This window comes from Pseudomonas sp. CCC3.1, from assembly GCF_034347405.1.
Classification (GTDB): Bacteria; Pseudomonadota; Gammaproteobacteria; order Pseudomonadales; family Pseudomonadaceae; genus Aquipseudomonas.
The window spans coordinates 4,623,080-4,641,838 of sequence record NZ_CP133778.1 but is presented as its reverse complement, the minus strand read 5'-3'; the positions used below and the strand labels follow the sequence as shown (position 1 = coordinate 4,641,838).

Here is an 18,759-nt window from a genome sequence, read left to right as displayed (position 1 = left end):
CCCCAGTCAAATACTGATACTTGGCACTACGAGCGTTAACGCTTGCGCATCAGGCCGATAAAGAACAACCCACCTATCGCCGCCGTGGCCACGCCAATCGGCAAGTCTTCGGGGGCGATCAGGGTGCGGGCTGCCACGTCGACCCAGACCAGAAACACGCTGCCGAGCAGGGCGGACACGGGCAACAATCGCCGGTGTTCCGCCCCCACCAGGCGGCGCGCGATGTGCGGGATCATCAGGCCGACAAAACCGATCGAACCGCTGATGGCCACCAGTACGCCGGTCATCAGTGAGGCGATCAAAAACACCTTGAGCCGCACGTTGCGCGCGTTCAACCCCAGGGTGACGGCAGTTTGCTCACCGGCCATCAAGGCGTTCAGCGGGCGGGCCATGCCCAGCAGCAACACCAGCCCCAGCAGCACGCTGGCGCTGGGGATGGCCAGCAGTTCCCAGCGTGCCAGCCCCAGGCCGCCGAGCATCCAGAACAACACGGCGGAGCTGGCGCGGTGGTCGCCCAAAAACAGCAAGGTGTTGGCCACGGCCATCATCACGAAAGACACGGCCACCCCACACAGCAGCAGGCGGTCACTGTCGAGGCGGCCTTGACGGCTGGCGATGGCCAGCACCAGCAGCATGCTCAGCAGGGCGCCAATAAAGGCGGCAATCGGCAAGGTCAGCAAACCGACAATCTCGCCCACGTGCAGCACCACAATCACCGCGCCCAAGGTCGCGCCGCTGGTCACGCCCAGTAGATGCGGATCAGCCAGCGGGTTGCGGGTCACGGCTTGCAGCACGGCACCGATCAGCGCGAGGCCCGCACCCACCAGGGCGCCGAGCAACATGCGCGGCACGCGGATCAGCCACACAATGTGTTCTTGGCCCGCGCTCCAGTTCACCTCGCCGATGCCAAACACCTTGTTCACTAAAATGTGCCACACCACGTCCACCGGCACCCGCGCCGGGCCAAAGCCCAGCGACACCACGCACGACACCAGCAGCAGTGCGCCAAGGCCAACCAGCAACAGGGCGTAGCGGCGAGCCATCATTGTGGGTGAAACCCCTTGGCCAGGGTTTCGATAGCCAGCACGTTGTCGATGCCCGGCGTGGCTTGCACGTAAGGGATGACGATAAAGCGTTTGTGTTTGATGGCGTCCACCGATTGCAGGGCCGGGTTGGTTTCGAGGAAGCGCTGTTTTTGCTCGGCGGTGACTTCGCTGTAGTCGACGATCACGATCACTTGTGGGTTGCGTTCGACCACGGTTTCCCAGTTGACGCGGGTCCAGCTGGCGTCGATGTCGCTGAGGATGTCGTCGCCGCCGGCGGCTTCGATCAGTGCGTGGGGAATGCCTAGTTTGCCCGAGGTCATGGCCCGGTCTTCGCCGCTGTCATACAAAAATACGCGGGGTTTTGAGGCGGGCAGCGTCTTTTGCACCTCGGCGATTTTTTGCTGCATCTGGGCGATCAGCGCATTGGCGCGGTCTTGCACGTCGAAGATTTTGCCGAGGTTGCGCAGGTCGTTGTAGGTGTCGTCCATGCTGGCGGGCGGGCGCTTCATCACGAACGCGCACGACTCGGTCAGCTCATACACGTTGATGCCCAGCGGCGTCAGGGTGTGCGGCGTGAGGTCGCCGCCCACGCGCATCCCGTAATCCCACCCGGCGAAGAAGAAATCGACGTTGGCGTTGAGCAGGGTTTCAACCGACGGGTACTTGCTGGCCAGCTCTGGCAGGCCGTCGAGAATGGCCTTCATCTCTGGCGTGACCGACTTCCAGCCACTGATGCCGCTGTAACCGGCCATGTGCGGTTTGAGCCCCAGGGCAAGCATCATCTGGGTCATGTTGATGTCGTGGCTGACGGCATGCTTGGGCGCTTGCTCGAAGGTCACGTCGCGGTTGCAGCTTTTGATCGTCAGCGGGTATTTCGTCGCGTCGGCGTGGGCAAGCTGTGCACCCAGTACAACGCTCAGGCACAGCGCAAGGCGGATCAGGTTCATGGTTGGGTTATCCAGGTAATACGGGGGTAGCCGGACAGGGGATGCTCGTCGACCAGCGCGTCTACGCCAAATACGTTGCGTAACAGGTCGACGGTCAGCACCTCGCGTGGCGTGCCGCTGGCGATGATTTTGCCGTGATTGATCACGTACAAACGGTCGCAAAACGCGGCGGCCAGATTGAGGTCGTGGATGCTGGCCAGGGTGCCGATGTTCAGGCGTTTGACCAGTTGCAGCAATTCCAGCTGATAGCGCGGGTCGAGGTGATTGGTCGGCTCGTCGAGGATCAGCAGTTCGGGTTGCTGGGTCAGGGCGCGGGCCAGAATCACGCGCTGTTTTTCGCCGCCCGACAAAGTGGCGAAGGCGTGGTCTTCAAAGCCGTGCAGGCCGACAGATTCGAGCGCGTTTTTAGCGAGTTGGCGGTCGGCTTCGGTGTCGCCGTCGAACAGCCCTTTGTGCGGGGTGCGGCCCATGGCGACCACTTCATCAACGGTCAGGCCAAAGGCGTCAGGGAATTCTTGCAACACCACGGCGATACGCTGTGCGCACCAGCGTGGGGATTGTTGCCACAGGTTGTGCGGGCCAAGGTGAACCTGGCCCGACTCAGGCTTGCTGAAGCGATAAGCGCAGCGCAACAGACTGGTTTTACCGCTGCCGTTAGGCCCGATCAGCCCCACAAACTCGCCTGCGGCCACGTGCAGATTGGCATCGCGCAGTTGGAACTGGTGATGGCAATGGCCGTGGCCCAGAGGTGTCCAGGCGAGTTGGTTGAGGGTGAGCTGAGTCATGCATTTACCGGTCAATCCTGTAGGAGCGAGCTCGCCTCGCGATCTTTTGATCTTTTAAAAGATCGCGAGGCGAGCTCGCTCCTACAGGTTATGTGTTGTGCTTAAAAGGTGTAATCCGCCGTTACGAAGAACGAGCGCGGCTCACCCATGATCCATTGCTGGCCGTCATTGTATTGGCTTAAGGCGTACTGGCGGTTGAACAAATTGTTCAGGCGCAGACCCAGGGTGGTTTTTGGCAGGGCTTTCCAGCTCACGGTGGCGTCAACCACGGTGTAACTCGGCAGCACGGCGGTGTTGGCAAGGTCGGCGTAACGTGCGTCGACATAACGCACACCGGCGCCCGCATTCACGTCATCGGTCACGGCTTTGCTCAACCACAGGTTGGCGGTGCGGCGCGGCACTTCGGCGGGGCGATTGCCTTTGAGCGACACGCCGCCTTGATCAAACTTGTCGTATTGCGCCCGCACGATGGCCGCATTGGCTTGTAGCTGCCAGCGATACGGCAGTTGCAGATCAAGGCTGGCCTCCAGGCCTTTGGACGACTGCTCGCCCACTTGCAACGTGCGCGTGAAGTCGCTCGGGTCAGTGGTCAGCAAATCCTTTTTGACGATGTGATACGCCGCCAATGTCCACTCGCCACGCTGGTCCCAGAACAGTTGCTTGAAGCCGACTTCGGTCTGGCGAGCATGGGCCAGGCCAAAGTTTTGCTGGTTTTGGTTCAGGCTGATCAAACCGCCCACACCATCGACGCTGGTGGCTTGCTGGGCGTAGACCGAGGTGTCCGGCGTCAGTTCGTAGACCAGGCCAACTTTCCAGCTGTTGGCTGACAGGCTGCGATCACTGTGGGTGGCGTCGCCCGTGACAGAAAAGTCATCGCGGTCCAGGTGCACCATGTCGCGACGAACGCCCGTCACCAACGACAGTTGGTCAGTCAGCTCGGTGCGGTTTTCCGCGAACAGCGAGACTTGTTGCGTGGTGGTGGTGTACTGGTCGCGGTAAGGCGACGCACTTTGCCATTGGCCACGATCCGGGTGGTACAGGTCGATAGGCTGGCTATCAACGACATCGGTATAGGGCGAATTGCTGTGAAGATTGAAGTGGATGCGGTTGTAGTCCATGCCCACCAGGGTTTTGCTGTTGAGGCCGAACAGGTCATGGCTGAGCGCGAAGGTCTGGCGGTCGCCGACCTGTTCCTGCTCATGCTTGATGCTGAAGTAACCGCTGCGCATCAGGCTTTGGCTGGCGTTGTCCCAGGCATGGTTTTCGGCGTTCTGCCAACGGCGCTGGGCCTTGAGGTAATAGAGTTCGTTGGTGGCGGTGAGGCTGTCATTGATCCGCCATTCGCTGTTCAGGCGCGTCCACTGATCGTTGTAGTGCAGCTTGGCGTCACTGATGTTGTAGTTCTTGTCGCGCAGGCCCTTGTGATAACGGCCATTGATCAGCGGCACGCCGAAGTCGTTCTGCGGTTCTTGGTCGCCGTAGTCGTGGCTCAGGGTGAACGCCAGATCGTCGCTGGCCTGCCAGCGCAAGGCGGCACTGATAAAGGTGTTTTCAGAATCGCCGTGGTCGATCCAGCCATTGCTTTGGGTGTGGTTGATGTTCAACCGGTAGCTCAGCGTGTCGGTCAGCGAGCCGCCGCTGTCCAGCGCTTGCTGTCGGGTGTCGTAGGAGCCGTAGCCGACGCGAATGTGGTTTTCGATTGCGCCGCTGAACGGTTTTTTCGGGATCACGTTGATCACCGCCCCCGTCGCCCCTTCGCCGTACAACACCGACGCCGGGCCGCGCAGCACATCGATGCGCTCAACCGACCAGTCATCCACCGGGAACGTGACGGTGCCCGCGCCGCTGTACATACGAGTGCCGTCGTACAGCTGCATGACCGAGCCTTCGCCGACAAAGCCGCGCGCCGAGTAGGCCGAGCCGCCGTTGCCCGGCGAGCCGGTGAACGAAATGCCGGTGGTGCGGGTTACGGCGTCTTGCACGCTGCGGTCGCCGCGTGCGCGGATCTGCGCGCCCGTCAGGCTTTCGACGCTGGCCGGGGTTTCGAGGCTGCTGAGGTTCAGGCGCGAACCGGCGGTGGTGGCGGTTTTTAGGTCGACGCGTTCGGCGTCAACTTCAGGCGCGGTAATCGTGGCGGCGGGCAACATCAGGGACGACGCGGTGTCATCCGCATGTGCGCTGTTAATCGCCAACAGGCAAAGGCTGGACAGCAAGTACTTGTTCATTGGGGCAGTGAGTCGCTTTTTTCTAGAGGTGTACCCGCTGCCTCCTGGCGGCGGGGGGATCGAGCTTAAATTGTTTTGTTACAGAGTAACAACAATTTAGTGCGTGATACTGGCGCGCCAGTATCCACATCTGCCTGGATCGTGCATCTCGGATCACTCATGCCGACTATGAAGTCTGTTCATGTGGCCGTTTTGAACGAACCCGCATCAGCAGCCGGTCCAGCAGCCACACGCCAATCAGCGAGGCGCCCACCAGTGGAAACACAATCGCCAGGGCGAGGATGATCACCACGCCGGTTTTCCAGGTGGGCAGGTCGTGGCGCAGTGGCGGCACGCCAAATCCCCCTTGTGGGCGGCGTTTGTACCAGATCACCAGGCCGCTGATCGAACTCAGCAAGATCATCAGGCACACCAGCAAAATCGCGATCTGGTTGAGCGAGCCGAACAGTTTGCCCTCGTGCAGCATCACGCCCATTTCGGTGGCGCGGGCGACGTTGCTGTAATGCTGCCAGCGCACATCGGCCAGCACTTCGCCGGTGTATTGATCAACATGCAGAGTAGCGTCGTTGCGCGGGTCATCGGCGAACACGGCGAGGGTGAACACGCCTTCAGCGGTGGTCGGCAGGGTGATGCTGTAGCCGGGTTCGACCTTGCGTGTCGTGGCTGTTTCGACCACCTGTTGCAGGGTGATACCGGGTGCTGCCGGGCCAGTTGAATGGGCGGCATGAGCCATGTGTTCGGCGTGCGCGCCCGAGACCGGCATCGGGGTGTTTTCCATCGCCCAAGGCACGGTTTGGCGAGCGGCGGTGTTGAGCGTGCGGGCTTCAACGTCGGATTTGGGCACGTTGTTCCACATCGCCGCCGGGAACTGGTTCCACAGGTCGGCGTATTGCTTGCCCCAAAAGCCGGTCCAGGTCATGCCGCTGATCAGCATGAACAGCAGCAATGCGGCGCCCCAGAAACCCGTGACGGCGTGCAAATCGCGCCACAGCACCCGCCCGCGGCGACTGAAGCGTGGCCACAAAATGCCCGCCGCAGATTGCCCGCGTGGCCACCACAGGTACAGCCCGGACACCACCAGGACCACGCCCCACCCGGCGGCGAGTTCCACCAAGCGGTCGCCGAGGGTGCCGATCATCAACTCCCCGTGCAGGGCTCGCGCCACGGCTTGCAGGTTGAGCTTGGCATCTTGCTCGCCCAGCACGTCGCCGCTGTACGGGTTGATGAACACATTGAGTTCGCGCCCGCCATTGCTGACGACAAATTGCGCGCTGCGCTCAGGGTTGATCGGCGGCAGGTACTGGTTGATGTGGCCTTGTGGATAAGTGGCCTGCACGCGCCGGAGTTGTTCGTCGGCGCTAAGGCTGTGATGGCCGGGGCTGACGTTGATCAGGTGGTCGTAGAGCAGCGGATCGAGCTGGGGTTTGAACAGGTAAATAATCCCGGTCAGCGCCAGCAGAATCATGAACGGGGCGACAAACAGCCCGGCATAGAAATGCCAGCGCCAGGCCAGGTTGTAGAAAGAAGGGGTTGGTTGGCTCATCAGGAGCGGCTCCGCAAAGTATTTATGAGCTGTAGGACGAGCCGGTCGACGCTCGATTGCCTCGCGATCTTTGCTTTTAAAGATCAAAAGATCGCGAGACGAGCTCGCTCCTACAGGGGAAGGTGCTGTTAGAAGCTCATATCAACCTTGGTCCACAGCGTGCGGCCCGGTTCGTTGATCGCGGTCGGGTCGCTCGACGGGTAGCCGTAACCCGCGTTGCCCGCCATGTTCAGGTGCTCGCTGTAGTTTTTGTCCAGCAGGTTGTCGACCCCGGCGCTGACCTTGAGGTTTTTGTTGATGCGGTACGCGCCGTTCAACGAGAACACCCCAAAACCGGCGCTTTTGCCGTAGTCCTTGCCGACCACGTTGCCCGCGTTGCGGTCGATGCGGTCCTGGCGCGCAACCACCCGCCACAAGGCGCCAGCGCTCCAGTCGTCTTCGCTGTACGTGAGGCCGAGGCGGGTGTCCAGCGGTGGCATTTGCGGCAGGGCTTTGCCGTCCGTGGTGTTTTTGCCCCAGGCGTAGGCCAGGGTGGCGTCGGCTTTCCAATGGGAAGTCAGTTGATACGCCGCGCCCACTTCACCGCCCATGATGCGGGCATTGATGTTTTGCGCCTGGGAGGCGGTTTGGGTGTAGTCGAACAGGATGTAGTCGTGCACCACGCCTGCGTAGGCCGACACCCAGGCTTCCAGGTCCTGGGTTTTGTATTGCAGGCCGACATCGAGCTGGGTGGTCTTTTCGGGCTTGATCGCGTCAAACGCGTTCACCGAGCCAGCCGGGCCGGATTTGGGCGAAAACAGTTCCCAGTAATCCGGGAAACGCTGCACATGGCCTAAACCGGCGTAGAACGTGGCCGGGCTGCTGGACACGTCATGTTCATAACGCACAAAGCCGCTGGGCAAGGTGTCGGCGCGGGTTTTGTCCTGGGTCGGGTTGGGCATGCTCATCATCCCCGAGCCGATTCGCGCCCGAAAGTCCTTGGCCGAGGCGCGGTCCAGGCGGGCGCCGGTGATCACCCGGTCACGCTCGGCGGCGTACCAGGTCAGTTCGCCAAAGGCGCCGTAGTTGTGGAAGTCGGCGTCCTTGCTCCAGTTCTGATTCTTGTAAGTGTCGATGCCCATGCCGGAGCGGGTGCGGTGCTCGTTGGTCTGTGCATCGATGCCGCTGATCAATTGCACATCCGCCCAGCGCCAGGTCGCCTTGATGCGGGCGCCGAGGGTGCGGCGGTCGACGTTGGATGCCATGGGGCCCGCCATCATGCCGGTGCCGGACGGAGTGCGCAGGGTGTAGTTGTCCATCACGTGGTCGGCGTAGTTGTAGTAAACCTGCGCTTCGAGCTTGTCGAGCACCTCGCCGATGTTGGATTTTTCAAAGCGCAGGCCGAGGCTTTCGCGCTTGTATTGGCTGCCGTCCATGCCGCGCCCGGCCGAGCGGGCTTCGCCATCGCCCTTGCCGGCGGTGAGTTCGAGCAGGGTGTCAGCGTCCGGGGTCCAGCCGAGGGCCACGTCGCCGTTCCATTTGTCATAGCGCGAGGGCACGGTGTCGCCATTGCCGTCTTTGTAATCATCGGAATGGGCGGTGTTGCCAATCACCCGTACGTAACCCAGCGGGCCACCGGCGGCGGCATCGAGGGTTTTGTCGAAGCGCCCGTTGGAGCCTGCCAGCACGCTGGCATTGACCCGAGTGCCCAATTCACCAAAGTGCTCGGGCTCGCGTTCAAACAGCACCGTGCCTGCCGACGCGCCCGGGCCCCAAAGCACGCTTTGCGGACCTTTGATCACAGTGAGTTTGTCGTAGGTTTCGGGGGCTATGTAGGACGTCGGCGTGTCCATGCGGCCGGGGCAGGCGCCAAGCATCTGGCCGCCATTGGTGAGGATGTTGAGCCGCGAACCAAACATGCCACGCAAGATTGGCTCGCCGTTGGTGCCGCCATTGCGGATCAGGGCAAAGCCGGGGATGGTCTTCAAATAATCGCCGCCATCGCTGGCGGGCACTGGCTGGCGCGGGTCTTTGGGGTTGGTCACGAGGGTCAGCGGTGAACTGGGGGCGACGGCGGTAATCACCAGCGGGCTGATTTCATTGGCGTGCGCGGCGTGCTCGTCAACCGTTTCGGCAGCCAGGGCCGCGGGAGCCAGCAAGGCACAGCACAGTGTGCTCAGGGCAAAAGGGAACACCGCTTGGGCGTGAGGCAAACGGGAGGCAGCAGTAAAGCGGGACATAGGCATTCCAGTATTCAAGCGAAAACAACACGGCCAACGCCCTGCGGCTGTCTAAAGCAGCGCCTGCAGGTCGGCCGGGGTTTGGGTTGTTTGTGGGGTGCTTAAACGAATGCCGGTGGGGCGCGGGAGCGGGCGCCGGGGAAGATGGGTTGTTGTGCATGGCCCAGCCGCGTTTGCAGCGACAAATAGCGTTGGGGGCGGGGCGCATCCAGCAGGGTAATGTCAGCGGTGTGGGGCAGCGCCGGGCAACTGAACAGCAACGTGCAGTAGCCGCATTTTTCCCACAGGGCGTGGTGTTCGGCAGTCGGTTTTTGAGGGGCCGCATGGTCGCCGTGCGCAGGCATGTCCATGCTCATGTCCATGGACATAGGCATCGACATGGAGCCGTGATGATCCATCGGCACCGCTTGGGAAATCAGCGGGCCGATAAAAATCATCAGCATGGCAAACAGGCTCAACCAACTGCCGCGAATCTGCGACATGGAGTGCCTGGCGCGAGGGGCGCGCATCGGGCTCAAAAACCGTGGTCGTTAGTGAGCGTGCTGGTGTTCCATGCTGTCTTCAGGGGGCTGTTTTTGCACCGAGACTTCAACCGGTATGTCACCGGCTTTCTCGAAATGCAGGGTCAGCGGGAAGCGTTTGCCGTCTTGCAGCAGGCTGCGGTCTGTAATGTCGACCAGCATCACGTGGTACGCCATCGGTCCGAAGGTCACCGTGCCACCGGGGGCAACGGCGACGTCAGTTACCGGCTGCATCCGCATCAGGTCGCCCTGCATCACGTGCTGGTGCAACTCGGCGCCCCCGGCAATCGGGGTCTTGGCGCTGAGCAGGCGGTCGGCGGTGCTGCCGGTGTTATGGATCACAAAATACGCGGCCACGGTGGGCGCGTTGGGGGGGAGCTCTTGTGACCACGGGTGAGTGATTTGCAGATCGCCGCTTTTGTATTCGTGGGCGTTGGCAAAACAGGCAGGCAACAACAAAGCCGCCGCAATAACGGCGTGCTTGAACACAGACAGGTTCAACATGGTCATTCTCCGAAACGATTCAGACGCAAAGGGGTTGCGAGGACGAATCAGACCAGAGGTGACGCGCGGGGATTGAGACTGGGCCATTGCTGGCGCGGTGTCGGATGTTTGAGGTGCTGGGGGATCAGGCTGTGGCCACGTTCGATGGCCGCAAAATACAACGAAGGAATATGCGCGGGTAAGGCTACCAGCGGGGCTGAGCCCGAACAGCACCAGCAGTGCTGCATGGCGGAATGATCGTCGGGTTGCGTGTCGTTTGTGTCGAACTTGCCCAGCGACACCGCCACCATCTTGGTGCCCGTCGAGGTACAAAAGCTGCTCATCATGAACTGCTCGACAGAGCCTTGACTGGATTGCGCCATTGCCCCGGAAAACGACATGGCGAGCATGTTGAACAGCACTGCGAAGCAGGCGATCCAGGCAAATGCAAACCGTTGTCGGGACATGACGAATTCCGTAAGGGAGCGATCAAGGCGGCTATTTAGCCTGAATGAGCGGTGTAAGTAAAAAGGCCGTGTATGTGACGAAATGTCGCGTGGCTACAGAGCCCGCCATCGCCAATCCTTGTGGGAGCCTGGCTTGCCAGCGATGCAGGCGATGCGGTTTTTCTGTTAAGTCGCGTCGATACTATCGCGGGCAAGCCCGGCTCCCACAGACGTTTGCTGCTCAGGAATTCTTCCGCTGACCTAAAGCCTCCAGCAATTGATCCACAGCCCCAAACTCCCGATCGACCTTTGCCAGCACCGGGCGCTGCAAAATAAGCACCGGTACCCCGCGTTCACGGGCGACTTCAAGTTTAGGTTCGGTGGCGCTGCTGCCGCTGTTTTTGCTGATGAGCACGTCGATGTTGCGTTGGTCAAAAAGTGTACGTTCGTCATCAATCAGAAACGGGCCGCGCGCGCCAATAACCTCGCAATGGGCATTGCCGGGGTAGACGTCCAGCGCGCGCAAGGTCCAGAACTGGTTCTCGGGGATTTCATCCAGGTGCGCCAGCGGTTCTCGCCCCAAGGTGAACAGTGGGCGGCGAAACGCTCGCAAGGCGTCGACCAGTTCGTTCCAGTCCGCCACTTCACGCCAGTCATCGCCCGCTTGTGCGACCCACGCCGGGCGGCGCAAGGCCCAGCACGGGACGCCACTGAGGGCGGCTGCACGGGCGGCGTTCTGGCTGATTTGCGCGGCGTAGGGGTGGGTGGCGTCCAGCAGCAGTTCGATGTTCTGCTCGCGGATGTACTGCGCCAGCCCTTCGGCGCCGCCATAACCGCCGACCCGCACTTTGCACTGTAAGTCGGTGGGCACGCGGCCCACACCGGCTAGGCTGTAGACGTGTTGCGGGCCCAGTGTGCGGGCGATGGCCAGGGCTTCGGTGACGCCGCCCAGCAGTAAAATGCGCTTCATGCAAAAGCTCCGGCGTGGCCGACGATTGCGCCTTGGCGGTCGATGGCAAAGACTTCAATTTGCACCTGCGCAGGGACCACGCTGCGGGCGAAATTCAAGGCGTGCTGGCACACCGCGTCACCCAGGGCGATGCCTTGCGCGCTGCACATCGCCAAGGCCTGCTGGCTGGTGTTGGCCTCGCGGATCGCCTGTTGCAGCGCCGCATCGGCGCCGATGGCCGCGGCCCACTCAGCCAGTTGCGGCAGGTCGATGCTGGAATGGCGGCTGTGCAAATCCATGTGGCCAGCCGCCAGTTTGCTGATTTTTCCGAAGCCGCCGCAGAGGCTCAACTTATCCACAGGGACTTTGCGCACGTGCTTGAGCACAGCGCCGACAAAGTCGCCCATTTCGATCAGGGCGATTTCCGGCAGGTTGTAGACGCGGCGCATGGTGTCTTCGCTGGCATTGCCGGTGCAGGCGGCGATGTGCAGGTAGCCGTTGGTTTTGGCCACGTCGATGCCTTGATGGATCGAGGCGATGTAGGCCGCGCAGGAGAACGGGCGGACGATGCCGCTGGTGCCCAGAATCGACAGCCCACCGAGGATGCCCAGGCGCGGGTTCATGGTTTTAAGCGCCAGCGCTGCGCCATCTTGCACATTCACGGTCACTTCAAAGCCGCCCCTGTAGCCCTGCTCGGCGGCCAGTTGCAGCAAGTGTTCGGTCATCATTTTGCGTGGCACGGGGTTGATTGCAGGCTCGCCTACCCCGAGGACCAACCCCGGGCGGGTCACGGTGCCCACGCCTTGCCCGGCCACAAAGACAATGCCGGGCGCAGCGATGAGGCGCACGTGCGAAAACAGTAGTGCGCCGTGGGTGACATCGGGGTCGTCGCCCGCATCTTTGATCGTGCCCGCTTCGGCGCCACCGTCGTGCAGGCGGCAGAACTCCAGGCGCATCTGGACTTTTTTGCCCTTGGGCAAGGTGATTTCTACCGCGTCGTAGCCGATACCGCTCAGTAACAGGCGGGCGGCGGCGAGGCTGGTGGCGGTGGCGCAGCTGCCGGTGGTCAGGCCGCTGCGCAGGGGCGCGGGTTGTTCGGCTGTTTCGTCACGCATCGAGAGGTTTGATCATGTCTAAAAGAGTAATCGGCAACGCTTGGCGCCACGTGTCGAACTCGCCCAGCGGCTGTGCCTGGGCAATATGAATACGGGTCAGTTCGCCGCCGTGGCGCTCGCGCCAGCTCATGAGCAGCATTTCACTTTGCAGGGTCACGGCATTGGCCACCAGCCGCCCGCCGGGTTTGAGCTGTTGCCAGCAGGTGTCGAGCACGCCTTCGCGGGTGACGCCGCCACCAATGAAAATCGCATCCGGGGGTTCCAGGCCTTCCAGGGCGTGCGGGGCCTTGCCGCGAATCAGTTGCAGGCCGGGTACGCCCAGCGCATCGCGATTGTGCTCGATCAATTGCTGGCGACCTTCATCCGCCTCAATGGCCAAGGTGCGGCAGCTCGGGTAGGCGCGCATCCATTCAATGCCAATCGAGCCGCTACCCGCGCCCACGTCCCACAGCAGTTGGCCGGGTAAAGGCGCGAGGCGGGCGAGGGTGATGGCGCGCACGTCGCGTTTGGTCAGTTGGCCGTCGTGTTTGAAGGCCGAGTCTGGCAACCCGCCCACCCGTGACAGCGGCTGGGCCGACGCATCGGCCAGGCACTCGATGGCCACCAGGTTGAGTGCTGCGATGGGCGGATCGGTCCAGTCATCGGCGCTGGCTTCGATGCGCCGCTCGTCCGCGCCGCCCACGTGTTCAAGCACACACAGACGGCTGGGGCCAAAGCCGCGCTCACGCAACAAGGCGGCGATGGCGGCGGGGCTGTGGCCGTCATTACTCAGCACCAGCAAACGCACGCCGCTGTGCAGATGTGCATTGAGGGCCGCAATCGGTCGTGCCACGATCGACAGCGTGACCACGTCCTGCAAGGCCCAGCCCAGTCGGGCGGCGGCCAAAGAGCAGGACGACGGCGATGACAGCACGCGCATTTCTTCACGAGGGATGCGTCGTGCAAGGCTGGCCCCGACGCCAAACAGCATCGGGTCGCCGCTGGCCAATACGCACACCGGTTGATGGCGTAAATCCAGCACCGGGGCCATTGAAAAAGGGCTCGGCCACGTCAGTCGCTCGGCGCGGATACACGCAGGCAGCAAGTCGAGCTGACGCTGGCCGCCGAACACTTTGTTCGCGTTCATCAGCGCGTGGCGTGCGCGTTTGCCCAAGCCACTGAAGCCTTCTTCACCGATTCCCACAACTGTTAGCCAGGGCGACATGCCAAACCTCTTGATAAACGTCGAATGATTCATGGACTGCCGACTTTTAACGCCCTGGCAGACACGGGCCGCATGATACGCGCCTTGAGGAATAAAGCGCCTGTTTGGGTGGTACTGGGCTAGTGCCTTGACCGTTCAGGTTTGGGCCATCTTCAGAGTATAGAAGGCAGGCCTGCGCTTGGACGGGTCGCTGGCACTGCTCAGGAGCAAGCAATGAACGATATGACTCCCTCAGACGATTGGACTGCGGGTATGCGCGATGGATGCATGAATGATGTGGCCCGCCTCGGCGCCTCGGGTGAGTTGACTGTGCAAGCAACGGATTGGCTGACGTCGACACTGTTGGCCGAACATCACGAGGTCTACGTGTATCGGTTGCTGATCGCTGCCGCAGACGCGCCACTGGCAGATTTGGCCGGTTATTTTGCAGTGATTGGGCCCCTCCCGGGCATGAGCCATTTTTTGTATTCGCCAGTGGCGGGCCTGCAGGCATTCAGCTCTTGGCAAGCGCTGCACCGCGCACTTGAACAGCGCCTGGCCGACGTGCAGCAGTGCGAAGACGTGCTGCGTTTTGTCCCGGTTGAAGTGCGGGAGGGGCTTGGCTCGGGCGGTACGTTGAGGCTTGAGCGTGAGCCGATCAACGGCAATGTATTTGTCGAGCGGCGCCAGTCGGTGCTTGATCTGCGGCTGCATAACCTGGAGGCGCTGAACCGCTGTCTGATCAAATTGCCGTCGCTGCACGACACCCAGGCAGAGGACCTGAAAGTCGCCATCGAGGCTTATTGGTCAACCGATGTTGCGGGTTTAAGCCTGCGAGAACGCTGTGTGCAGGCGGTGGGCGACCGGTTTTTCAATGGGCTGTTGCAGGCCCGGCACGCGGGTGTTGTGTCGCCAGAGCAGTTCTCTGAGTTCAAAGCGTTTCCTCGGCTGAATACGCGTGTTGCGGGCCATTGGCGTGAGCGCTGGCAACCCGCACGCCTGTTATTGCTGGAGTTTGGCACTGCTCAGATCGAGCTGACGGGGTTGTTTAATGCGTACCTGCCAGCCAGCACGGGCGAAGTCTTTCTGTTCGGCAATCGTGGCGGCCTGGAAAAGTTTGCCAACCGTTCGCAACTCAGGGACGCGTTGTTGTCGGGGTTAAAAGATACTCAGAAAGAAAAAGTCTTGATGAGTCACGTTGCCCTCGAAGAGCAAGCCGAGCTGCGGGTCATGCGTGAGGTGATTGTTGAAGTCGAACTCATTGGCTCTGGCATGTTCGAGACGCTGGTGCAGTCCATTTTGATCAAGCAGTTGCGCGACACCGTGTACCTGATGGGCAAGGTCAGCGCGCAGGGTGTCGGTTTTCGCGCGGCGGTTGACCATGGATTGGATATCCGCAACCTGCTCGACCCGCAACTCATGACGCTGGATACCCACGGCCGCTGGACCACGGGTTTTGTGTTAGACCCGCCTCCTGAGCCCGCGCCACGCTTGCAGCATCCACTGGGCGCAAGTGAGGTTCGGTTGCTGCACAACAAACTGCAAGCGCTTCAGGCCCAGATCACACAGCTCTTGCAACCGATACCGAGCCTGTTCGGCTTTGCTGACGAGCGTCTAGCGGTTCAGCTTGCGGCGGCGGGCAAAGGGCATTCAAAGCCTCAAGACCTGGTGGTTCAGACCTATTCCAGCTACTCGTTGCGCAAATCCCCCGAGCCGTTGACTTCGCGGCCCTTGAACGAGCGTTTGCTTGAGCGCTTGACCGGCTGTGATGCCTTGCCGCGCGAGGCGGCGTATGTCCGTGTGAGTGCGCAACGTAACAGCCCGCAGCTAAAGCCCGTGGACAGTCTGGACGGTGCCGCCTTGTTACCGATGCTTGATCGGGCTGCGGAGGATTTTTTAGCCGGTTTCAGCCAGCAGCTACGGCTTTTTTTCGGCGTGGATCAAGGGTCGCAGAACGTCTTGTCGCGTAGCCGGAGGTTGGCGCAACTCAGAGGCACAACGTTGCGTTATGCGCTGCAACTCAAACGCCTGGATCCGCTTTTCAGCGTGGGCGACGTGGGCGTGATCAGTGCGCTGCTCGATCAGCCTAAGCGGGCGCATCGGGCCACCCTTAACGGATTTGTGCCGGATGCAAGCGAGCTGTCATTCAGGCTGGACGGCTTCATGGACGTTATTCGCCTGAGCCAATGCGTGGTCATGACCGAGCGCGGAGGCACTGATCCACAGAACTCGGGCCGCGCCATACTCTGGACCTTACAAACCGGGTTTGAGCGTTTCAGCGGTATTGAGGCGTGCCTGGATACGTTATCTGAGCGGTTATACAGCCCCCTCCGGCGCTGGGAGTTGCTTGAATGCATTGATCGCCGGGTGCATCCAGCCTTGCTGGCGCATCTGCGGCATGAGGGCGTGGCGAGCACCCGGTTTGTCCTGTCGGTGATCAACACGCACTGGCTCGAAAACAGCCAGAACCTGGCCATTGAACAGCAAGTGCGTGACGTGCAGTACGCGTTTGAACAGGCGGTGCTCAGCCATAAGTCCGCGCAGGGCATGGTCAATCATGTGCAAACCCATTCAGTGCACACGGGCCTGAACCTTGAGGGCCTGCAAGAACAGGCGCGAAGCTGGCTCTTTGCCCAATCGCTGCCTGGCTGGCTGGTTCATGCATCGCACGCCGACCAGCAAGAGTACGCCAACGTCCTGTGGCGTTATCAACAGGTGCTGGACACGGGAGAGAGTTATCTCGATGGCGTGCCCGAGCTGCTGGTTTACGCACGCGAGCGACTCACCGAGCGGTTAGCCCTGGATTTTCCGGGGCAGGCATTGGACCCCGATCAGATTGAAATCAGTGTGGTGGAATTCACGGGACCTGCGGGTGGGGAAATAGCGGGGCAAGCAGCGGTATCGCGGGTCACACACCCACTGACGTGGTTCAGCCTGAGTAACTTTTTCAACCTCGAATCCGGCATTCGTTCGTACCGTTCGCTCAACAATCGGCTGTTGCCTGCGGGGTTCGATGACCGTTATGTACGCGACATGCTGCGCAAGCTGGATACCAGCGCCGGCTATCAATCACTGCTTGAAGAAAAACTCTCACCGGGCAAAGAAAGCGCCGCGCATCGGCAGCAGTTGTTCTGCCAGCAGTTGCCAGCCCAAGTGCTGCAACAGGCGCTAGAGGCCAAACTGACGGGTACGCTGAGTGAAACGGCCTATCACTACGTGAAGCAGATTTTTACCTGCCCCGACGGCATGGCGCGCGAATCGCTGGGCGAGCCTGCGGTGGTTGTCCGCCCGCTGGAGTTGCTGGCAATTGCCGGGCGTCATCCTGATACGGTGCAAGGAACGTATTTGATCGGCCCTGCTGCGCCGAGCGGCGGGCCACTGATTGTTTATGCGCTGTACAACAAAGATTACGTGCTCAAGGAGTACGCCGATGAGCAGGCGTTACTAGAGGATTTGTATCGTTCGGCTGCGTTGCAGACGTACGTGCTGGCACGCTTGGAGGCGCGTGTCAGAAAAGTGTATGACCATGGCGGATTCATTGAGCCGCACATCGGTTACATCGATCCGACGCTGACGTCGTCGCTGCAAGCCAATCCGCCGGTAACGCTGGCGACACGCGCAGTAACCGGCAATGTGCTGCACACCCTCTACCGCGATACGGTGCAACTGCGGCTGCAACAGGCTCGCGATCAGTCCAAAACGGTTGCGCAAGCTGACTGGGCATCGCTCAAACACCTGCTGTCACTGATTGCGGACATTGTGCTGTTGGTGCTGCCTGGCAAGTTGGCGTTGCCGTTGGTGGTCTGGCAAAGCGAGCAATACCTGAAGGCGGCCGTCGAGTCCGGCGCTGAAGGGCATTGGGGGGCAACCCTGAGTGAGTTTGCGACGGGGTTATTGCTGTTAAGTGCGGCCTATACAGCGTTAAAACCGGTACGAAAAACACCCCCGGCACCGATGATGGGCCACGTTGAGCCCATGGCTTTAGCTTCCGCTCGCCTGAGCGATGAGCAACAACGGAGTCTGCGTCCTTTTGAAGTGAACGACATCGCGCTGAACGCGCTCAGTGAAGACACCCAGACGGGTATTTTCAGCGATCCTGCCAGTGCGTATTCCTACGTGCCGTTAGGCGGCAAGGTCTTTCGCCTGGTGACCTGGAGGGACAGGTGGCGCGTGTACATCGGCCCGGACCGCCAAGGGCCGCTGGTCAAGCGTAATCAGCGCCAACTCTGGGAACTGGACCTCAAAGAGCCCTTGCTGGGGGGCGGTCCAATGATCTCTAAACCGGTGAATGTGGTGGTGACGGCCTTGTTTCAGCGCAGCCTGAATATCTCGGCGTTTGGCATGCGCAAGATTCAACGTTTGTTTCCTGTCAAAGCCCAGTTCATTCGTGAGGCCCATGAACACGCGGTGGACTATTTGAGCGACTGTCAGGCGCATTTGCAGTCGGTCAACTCGGTGAGTGAGTTGAGTGCACCCACCCAAGCGTTTCTCCAGCAGTTCTTCAGTGTCGAACGTATCGGTTCTGTGCTGCTGGAAAAGTTGAAGAAGGTATCCGAGCGGGTATTGAGCTTGATGCAGCACCCGAAATACTCACCCGTGGACTCAAATCGGTATGCCATCTGTGAACTGCCGGACACAGACACCCTGGCGATTGCCGGGATCTATGACGTGCAAAGGCCGATTTACCTGAACTCGAGCTTCTTCGAACACCGACACACGCATTTGGCCCCGATTATCCGGACCGAAGAGGGGCGAGCATTCGATACCGACAAGCATCGCGGCGCAGCGGCGTTGATTCATGAATTCACCCATCTGGCACTCGATACCTTTGATATCAACTACGTGGGCTCGACCTTTCCTTTTCCAGAAGTGCTGGTCGAAGACAATGGTGTGATCACGGAACTGAAGAGCGCTTTGCGCACCTATCGAGACCAGCAACTGAGTCTCTCGATCGGGCAGCAAGCGCTGTTTAAACCCCTGGATGCACGCACTTCTACCTTGGGCGACATGTTGCCCTTCGCCCAAAGTGAGCTTTTGAAACGTACCGGCACCAAAACCCTTGGCGAAGCGCAGGCATTGTTCGTCAACGACCCCAATGCGCGGGCCGACATCATCTTGATGAACGCCGATTCGGTCACGGTCCTGCTCACATGGCTGGGGTACTTCAAGCCCCGCGAAACGTGGGTGGTGTAACGCTGTAGCGCCTGCTTTGATCTGAGCAGCGCTGGCGTTGTGTTCATAAAACCCTGTCGCGAGCGTGCCCATCTATCAGATGTATGCCTCGCGACTTTTCATGC

The 18,759-nt window shown here is 60.8% G+C and carries 13 protein-coding genes; 1 reads left to right on the top strand and 12 read right to left on the bottom strand.

All coding sequences use genetic code 11. The features are described 5' to 3' along the window. Positions 1-35 precede the first annotated feature (35 nt). The 12 genes from RHM56_RS20320 to cbiE all read right to left on the bottom strand — a co-directional run bounded on the left by RHM56_RS20320 (position 36) and on the right by cbiE (position 13,483). A complete protein-coding gene (locus RHM56_RS20320; RefSeq protein ID WP_322235456.1) occupies positions 36-1,046 on the bottom strand; it encodes an iron ABC transporter permease in 1,011 nt (336 codons plus the stop codon). Then, a complete protein-coding gene (locus RHM56_RS20315) occupies positions 1,043-1,993 on the bottom strand; it encodes an ABC transporter substrate-binding protein (RefSeq protein WP_322235453.1) in 951 nt (316 codons plus the stop codon). Before RHM56_RS20315 ends, RHM56_RS20320 begins: the two co-directional genes overlap by 4 nt. Beyond that, positions 1,990-2,778: an ABC transporter ATP-binding protein gene (locus RHM56_RS20310; protein WP_322235451.1), complete on the bottom strand. Its 789-nt coding sequence runs from the start codon at positions 2,776-2,778 to the stop codon at positions 1,990-1,992. Before RHM56_RS20310 ends, RHM56_RS20315 begins: the two co-directional genes overlap by 4 nt. Before the next feature lie 101 nt (positions 2,779-2,879). Further along, on the bottom strand, positions 2,880-5,003 hold the full coding sequence (locus RHM56_RS20305; protein ID WP_322235448.1) for a TonB-dependent receptor: 2,124 nt from the start codon (positions 5,001-5,003) through the stop codon (positions 2,880-2,882). Between the two features lie 166 nt (positions 5,004-5,169). Continuing rightward, positions 5,170-6,546, bottom strand: a complete 1,377-nt coding sequence (locus RHM56_RS20300) for a PepSY domain-containing protein (protein ID WP_322235445.1) — start codon at positions 6,544-6,546, stop codon at positions 5,170-5,172. 128 nt (positions 6,547-6,674) lie between these two features. Beyond that, complete coding sequence (locus RHM56_RS20295; RefSeq protein WP_322235443.1) at positions 6,675-8,765, bottom strand: TonB-dependent copper receptor; 2,091 nt, start codon at positions 8,763-8,765, stop codon at positions 6,675-6,677. 101 nt (positions 8,766-8,866) lie between these two features. Beyond that, entirely contained in the window at positions 8,867-9,247 is a 381-nt protein-coding gene (locus RHM56_RS20290; protein ID WP_322235440.1) for a DUF2946 domain-containing protein, read from the bottom strand. Positions 9,248-9,295: 48 nt separating this feature from the next. Further along, entirely contained in the window at positions 9,296-9,790 is a 495-nt protein-coding gene (locus RHM56_RS20285; RefSeq protein WP_322235437.1) for a copper chaperone PCu(A)C, read from the bottom strand. A gap of 47 nt (positions 9,791-9,837) precedes the next feature. Continuing rightward, positions 9,838-10,236: a DUF2946 domain-containing protein gene (locus tag RHM56_RS20280; RefSeq protein ID WP_322235433.1), complete on the bottom strand. Its 399-nt coding sequence runs from the start codon at positions 10,234-10,236 to the stop codon at positions 9,838-9,840. Between the two features lie 220 nt (positions 10,237-10,456). Next, positions 10,457-11,185, bottom strand: a complete 729-nt coding sequence (locus RHM56_RS20275) for a cobalt-precorrin-6A reductase (protein WP_322235430.1) — start codon at positions 11,183-11,185, stop codon at positions 10,457-10,459. Further along, positions 11,182-12,279 carry a cobalt-precorrin-5B (C(1))-methyltransferase gene (locus RHM56_RS20270; protein WP_322235427.1) on the bottom strand — a complete coding sequence of 366 codons (1,098 nt, stop codon included), beginning with the start codon at positions 12,277-12,279 and terminating at the stop codon, positions 11,182-11,184. Before RHM56_RS20270 ends, RHM56_RS20275 begins: the two co-directional genes overlap by 4 nt. Further along, positions 12,272-13,483, bottom strand: a complete 1,212-nt coding sequence (cbiE, locus tag RHM56_RS20265) for a precorrin-6y C5,15-methyltransferase (decarboxylating) subunit CbiE (protein WP_322235425.1) — start codon at positions 13,481-13,483, stop codon at positions 12,272-12,274. Before cbiE ends, RHM56_RS20270 begins: the two co-directional genes overlap by 8 nt. A gap of 213 nt (positions 13,484-13,696) precedes the next feature. Here cbiE and RHM56_RS20260 point away from each other — a divergent pair, with 213 nt between their 5' ends. After that, the gene (locus RHM56_RS20260) at positions 13,697-18,655 is read left to right on the top strand and encodes a dermonecrotic toxin domain-containing protein (protein ID WP_322235422.1); all 4,959 of its coding nucleotides are present in this window, start codon (positions 13,697-13,699) and stop codon (positions 18,653-18,655) included. The last annotated feature ends 104 nt before the right edge of the window (positions 18,656-18,759 follow it).

What these genes read in the sequence shown, in the direction of transcription:
- RHM56_RS20295 (WP_322235443.1), bottom strand. Translation starts at nt 8,765, where the DNA reads ATGTCCCGCTTTACTGCTGCCTCCCGTTTGCCTCACGCCCAAGCGGTG.
- RHM56_RS20260 (WP_322235422.1), top strand. Translation starts at nt 13,697, where the DNA reads ATGAACGATATGACTCCCTCAGACGATTGGACTGCGGGTATGCGCGAT.
- RHM56_RS20290 (WP_322235440.1), bottom strand. Translation starts at nt 9,247, where the DNA reads ATGTCGCAGATTCGCGGCAGTTGGTTGAGCCTGTTTGCCATGCTGATG.
- RHM56_RS20270 (WP_322235427.1), bottom strand. Translation starts at nt 12,279, where the DNA reads ATGCGTGACGAAACAGCCGAACAACCCGCGCCCCTGCGCAGCGGCCTG.
- RHM56_RS20280 (WP_322235433.1), bottom strand. Translation starts at nt 10,236, where the DNA reads ATGTCCCGACAACGGTTTGCATTTGCCTGGATCGCCTGCTTCGCAGTG.
- cbiE (WP_322235425.1), bottom strand. Translation starts at nt 13,483, where the DNA reads ATGTCGCCCTGGCTAACAGTTGTGGGAATCGGTGAAGAAGGCTTCAGT.
- RHM56_RS20285 (WP_322235437.1), bottom strand. Translation starts at nt 9,790, where the DNA reads ATGTTGAACCTGTCTGTGTTCAAGCACGCCGTTATTGCGGCGGCTTTG.
- RHM56_RS20320 (WP_322235456.1), bottom strand. Translation starts at nt 1,046, where the DNA reads ATGATGGCTCGCCGCTACGCCCTGTTGCTGGTTGGCCTTGGCGCACTG.
- RHM56_RS20305 (WP_322235448.1), bottom strand. Translation starts at nt 5,003, where the DNA reads ATGAACAAGTACTTGCTGTCCAGCCTTTGCCTGTTGGCGATTAACAGC.
- RHM56_RS20300 (WP_322235445.1), bottom strand. Translation starts at nt 6,546, where the DNA reads ATGAGCCAACCAACCCCTTCTTTCTACAACCTGGCCTGGCGCTGGCAT.
- RHM56_RS20275 (WP_322235430.1), bottom strand. Translation starts at nt 11,185, where the DNA reads ATGAAGCGCATTTTACTGCTGGGCGGCGTCACCGAAGCCCTGGCCATC.
- RHM56_RS20310 (WP_322235451.1), bottom strand. Translation starts at nt 2,778, where the DNA reads ATGACTCAGCTCACCCTCAACCAACTCGCCTGGACACCTCTGGGCCAC.
- RHM56_RS20315 (WP_322235453.1), bottom strand. Translation starts at nt 1,993, where the DNA reads ATGAACCTGATCCGCCTTGCGCTGTGCCTGAGCGTTGTACTGGGTGCA.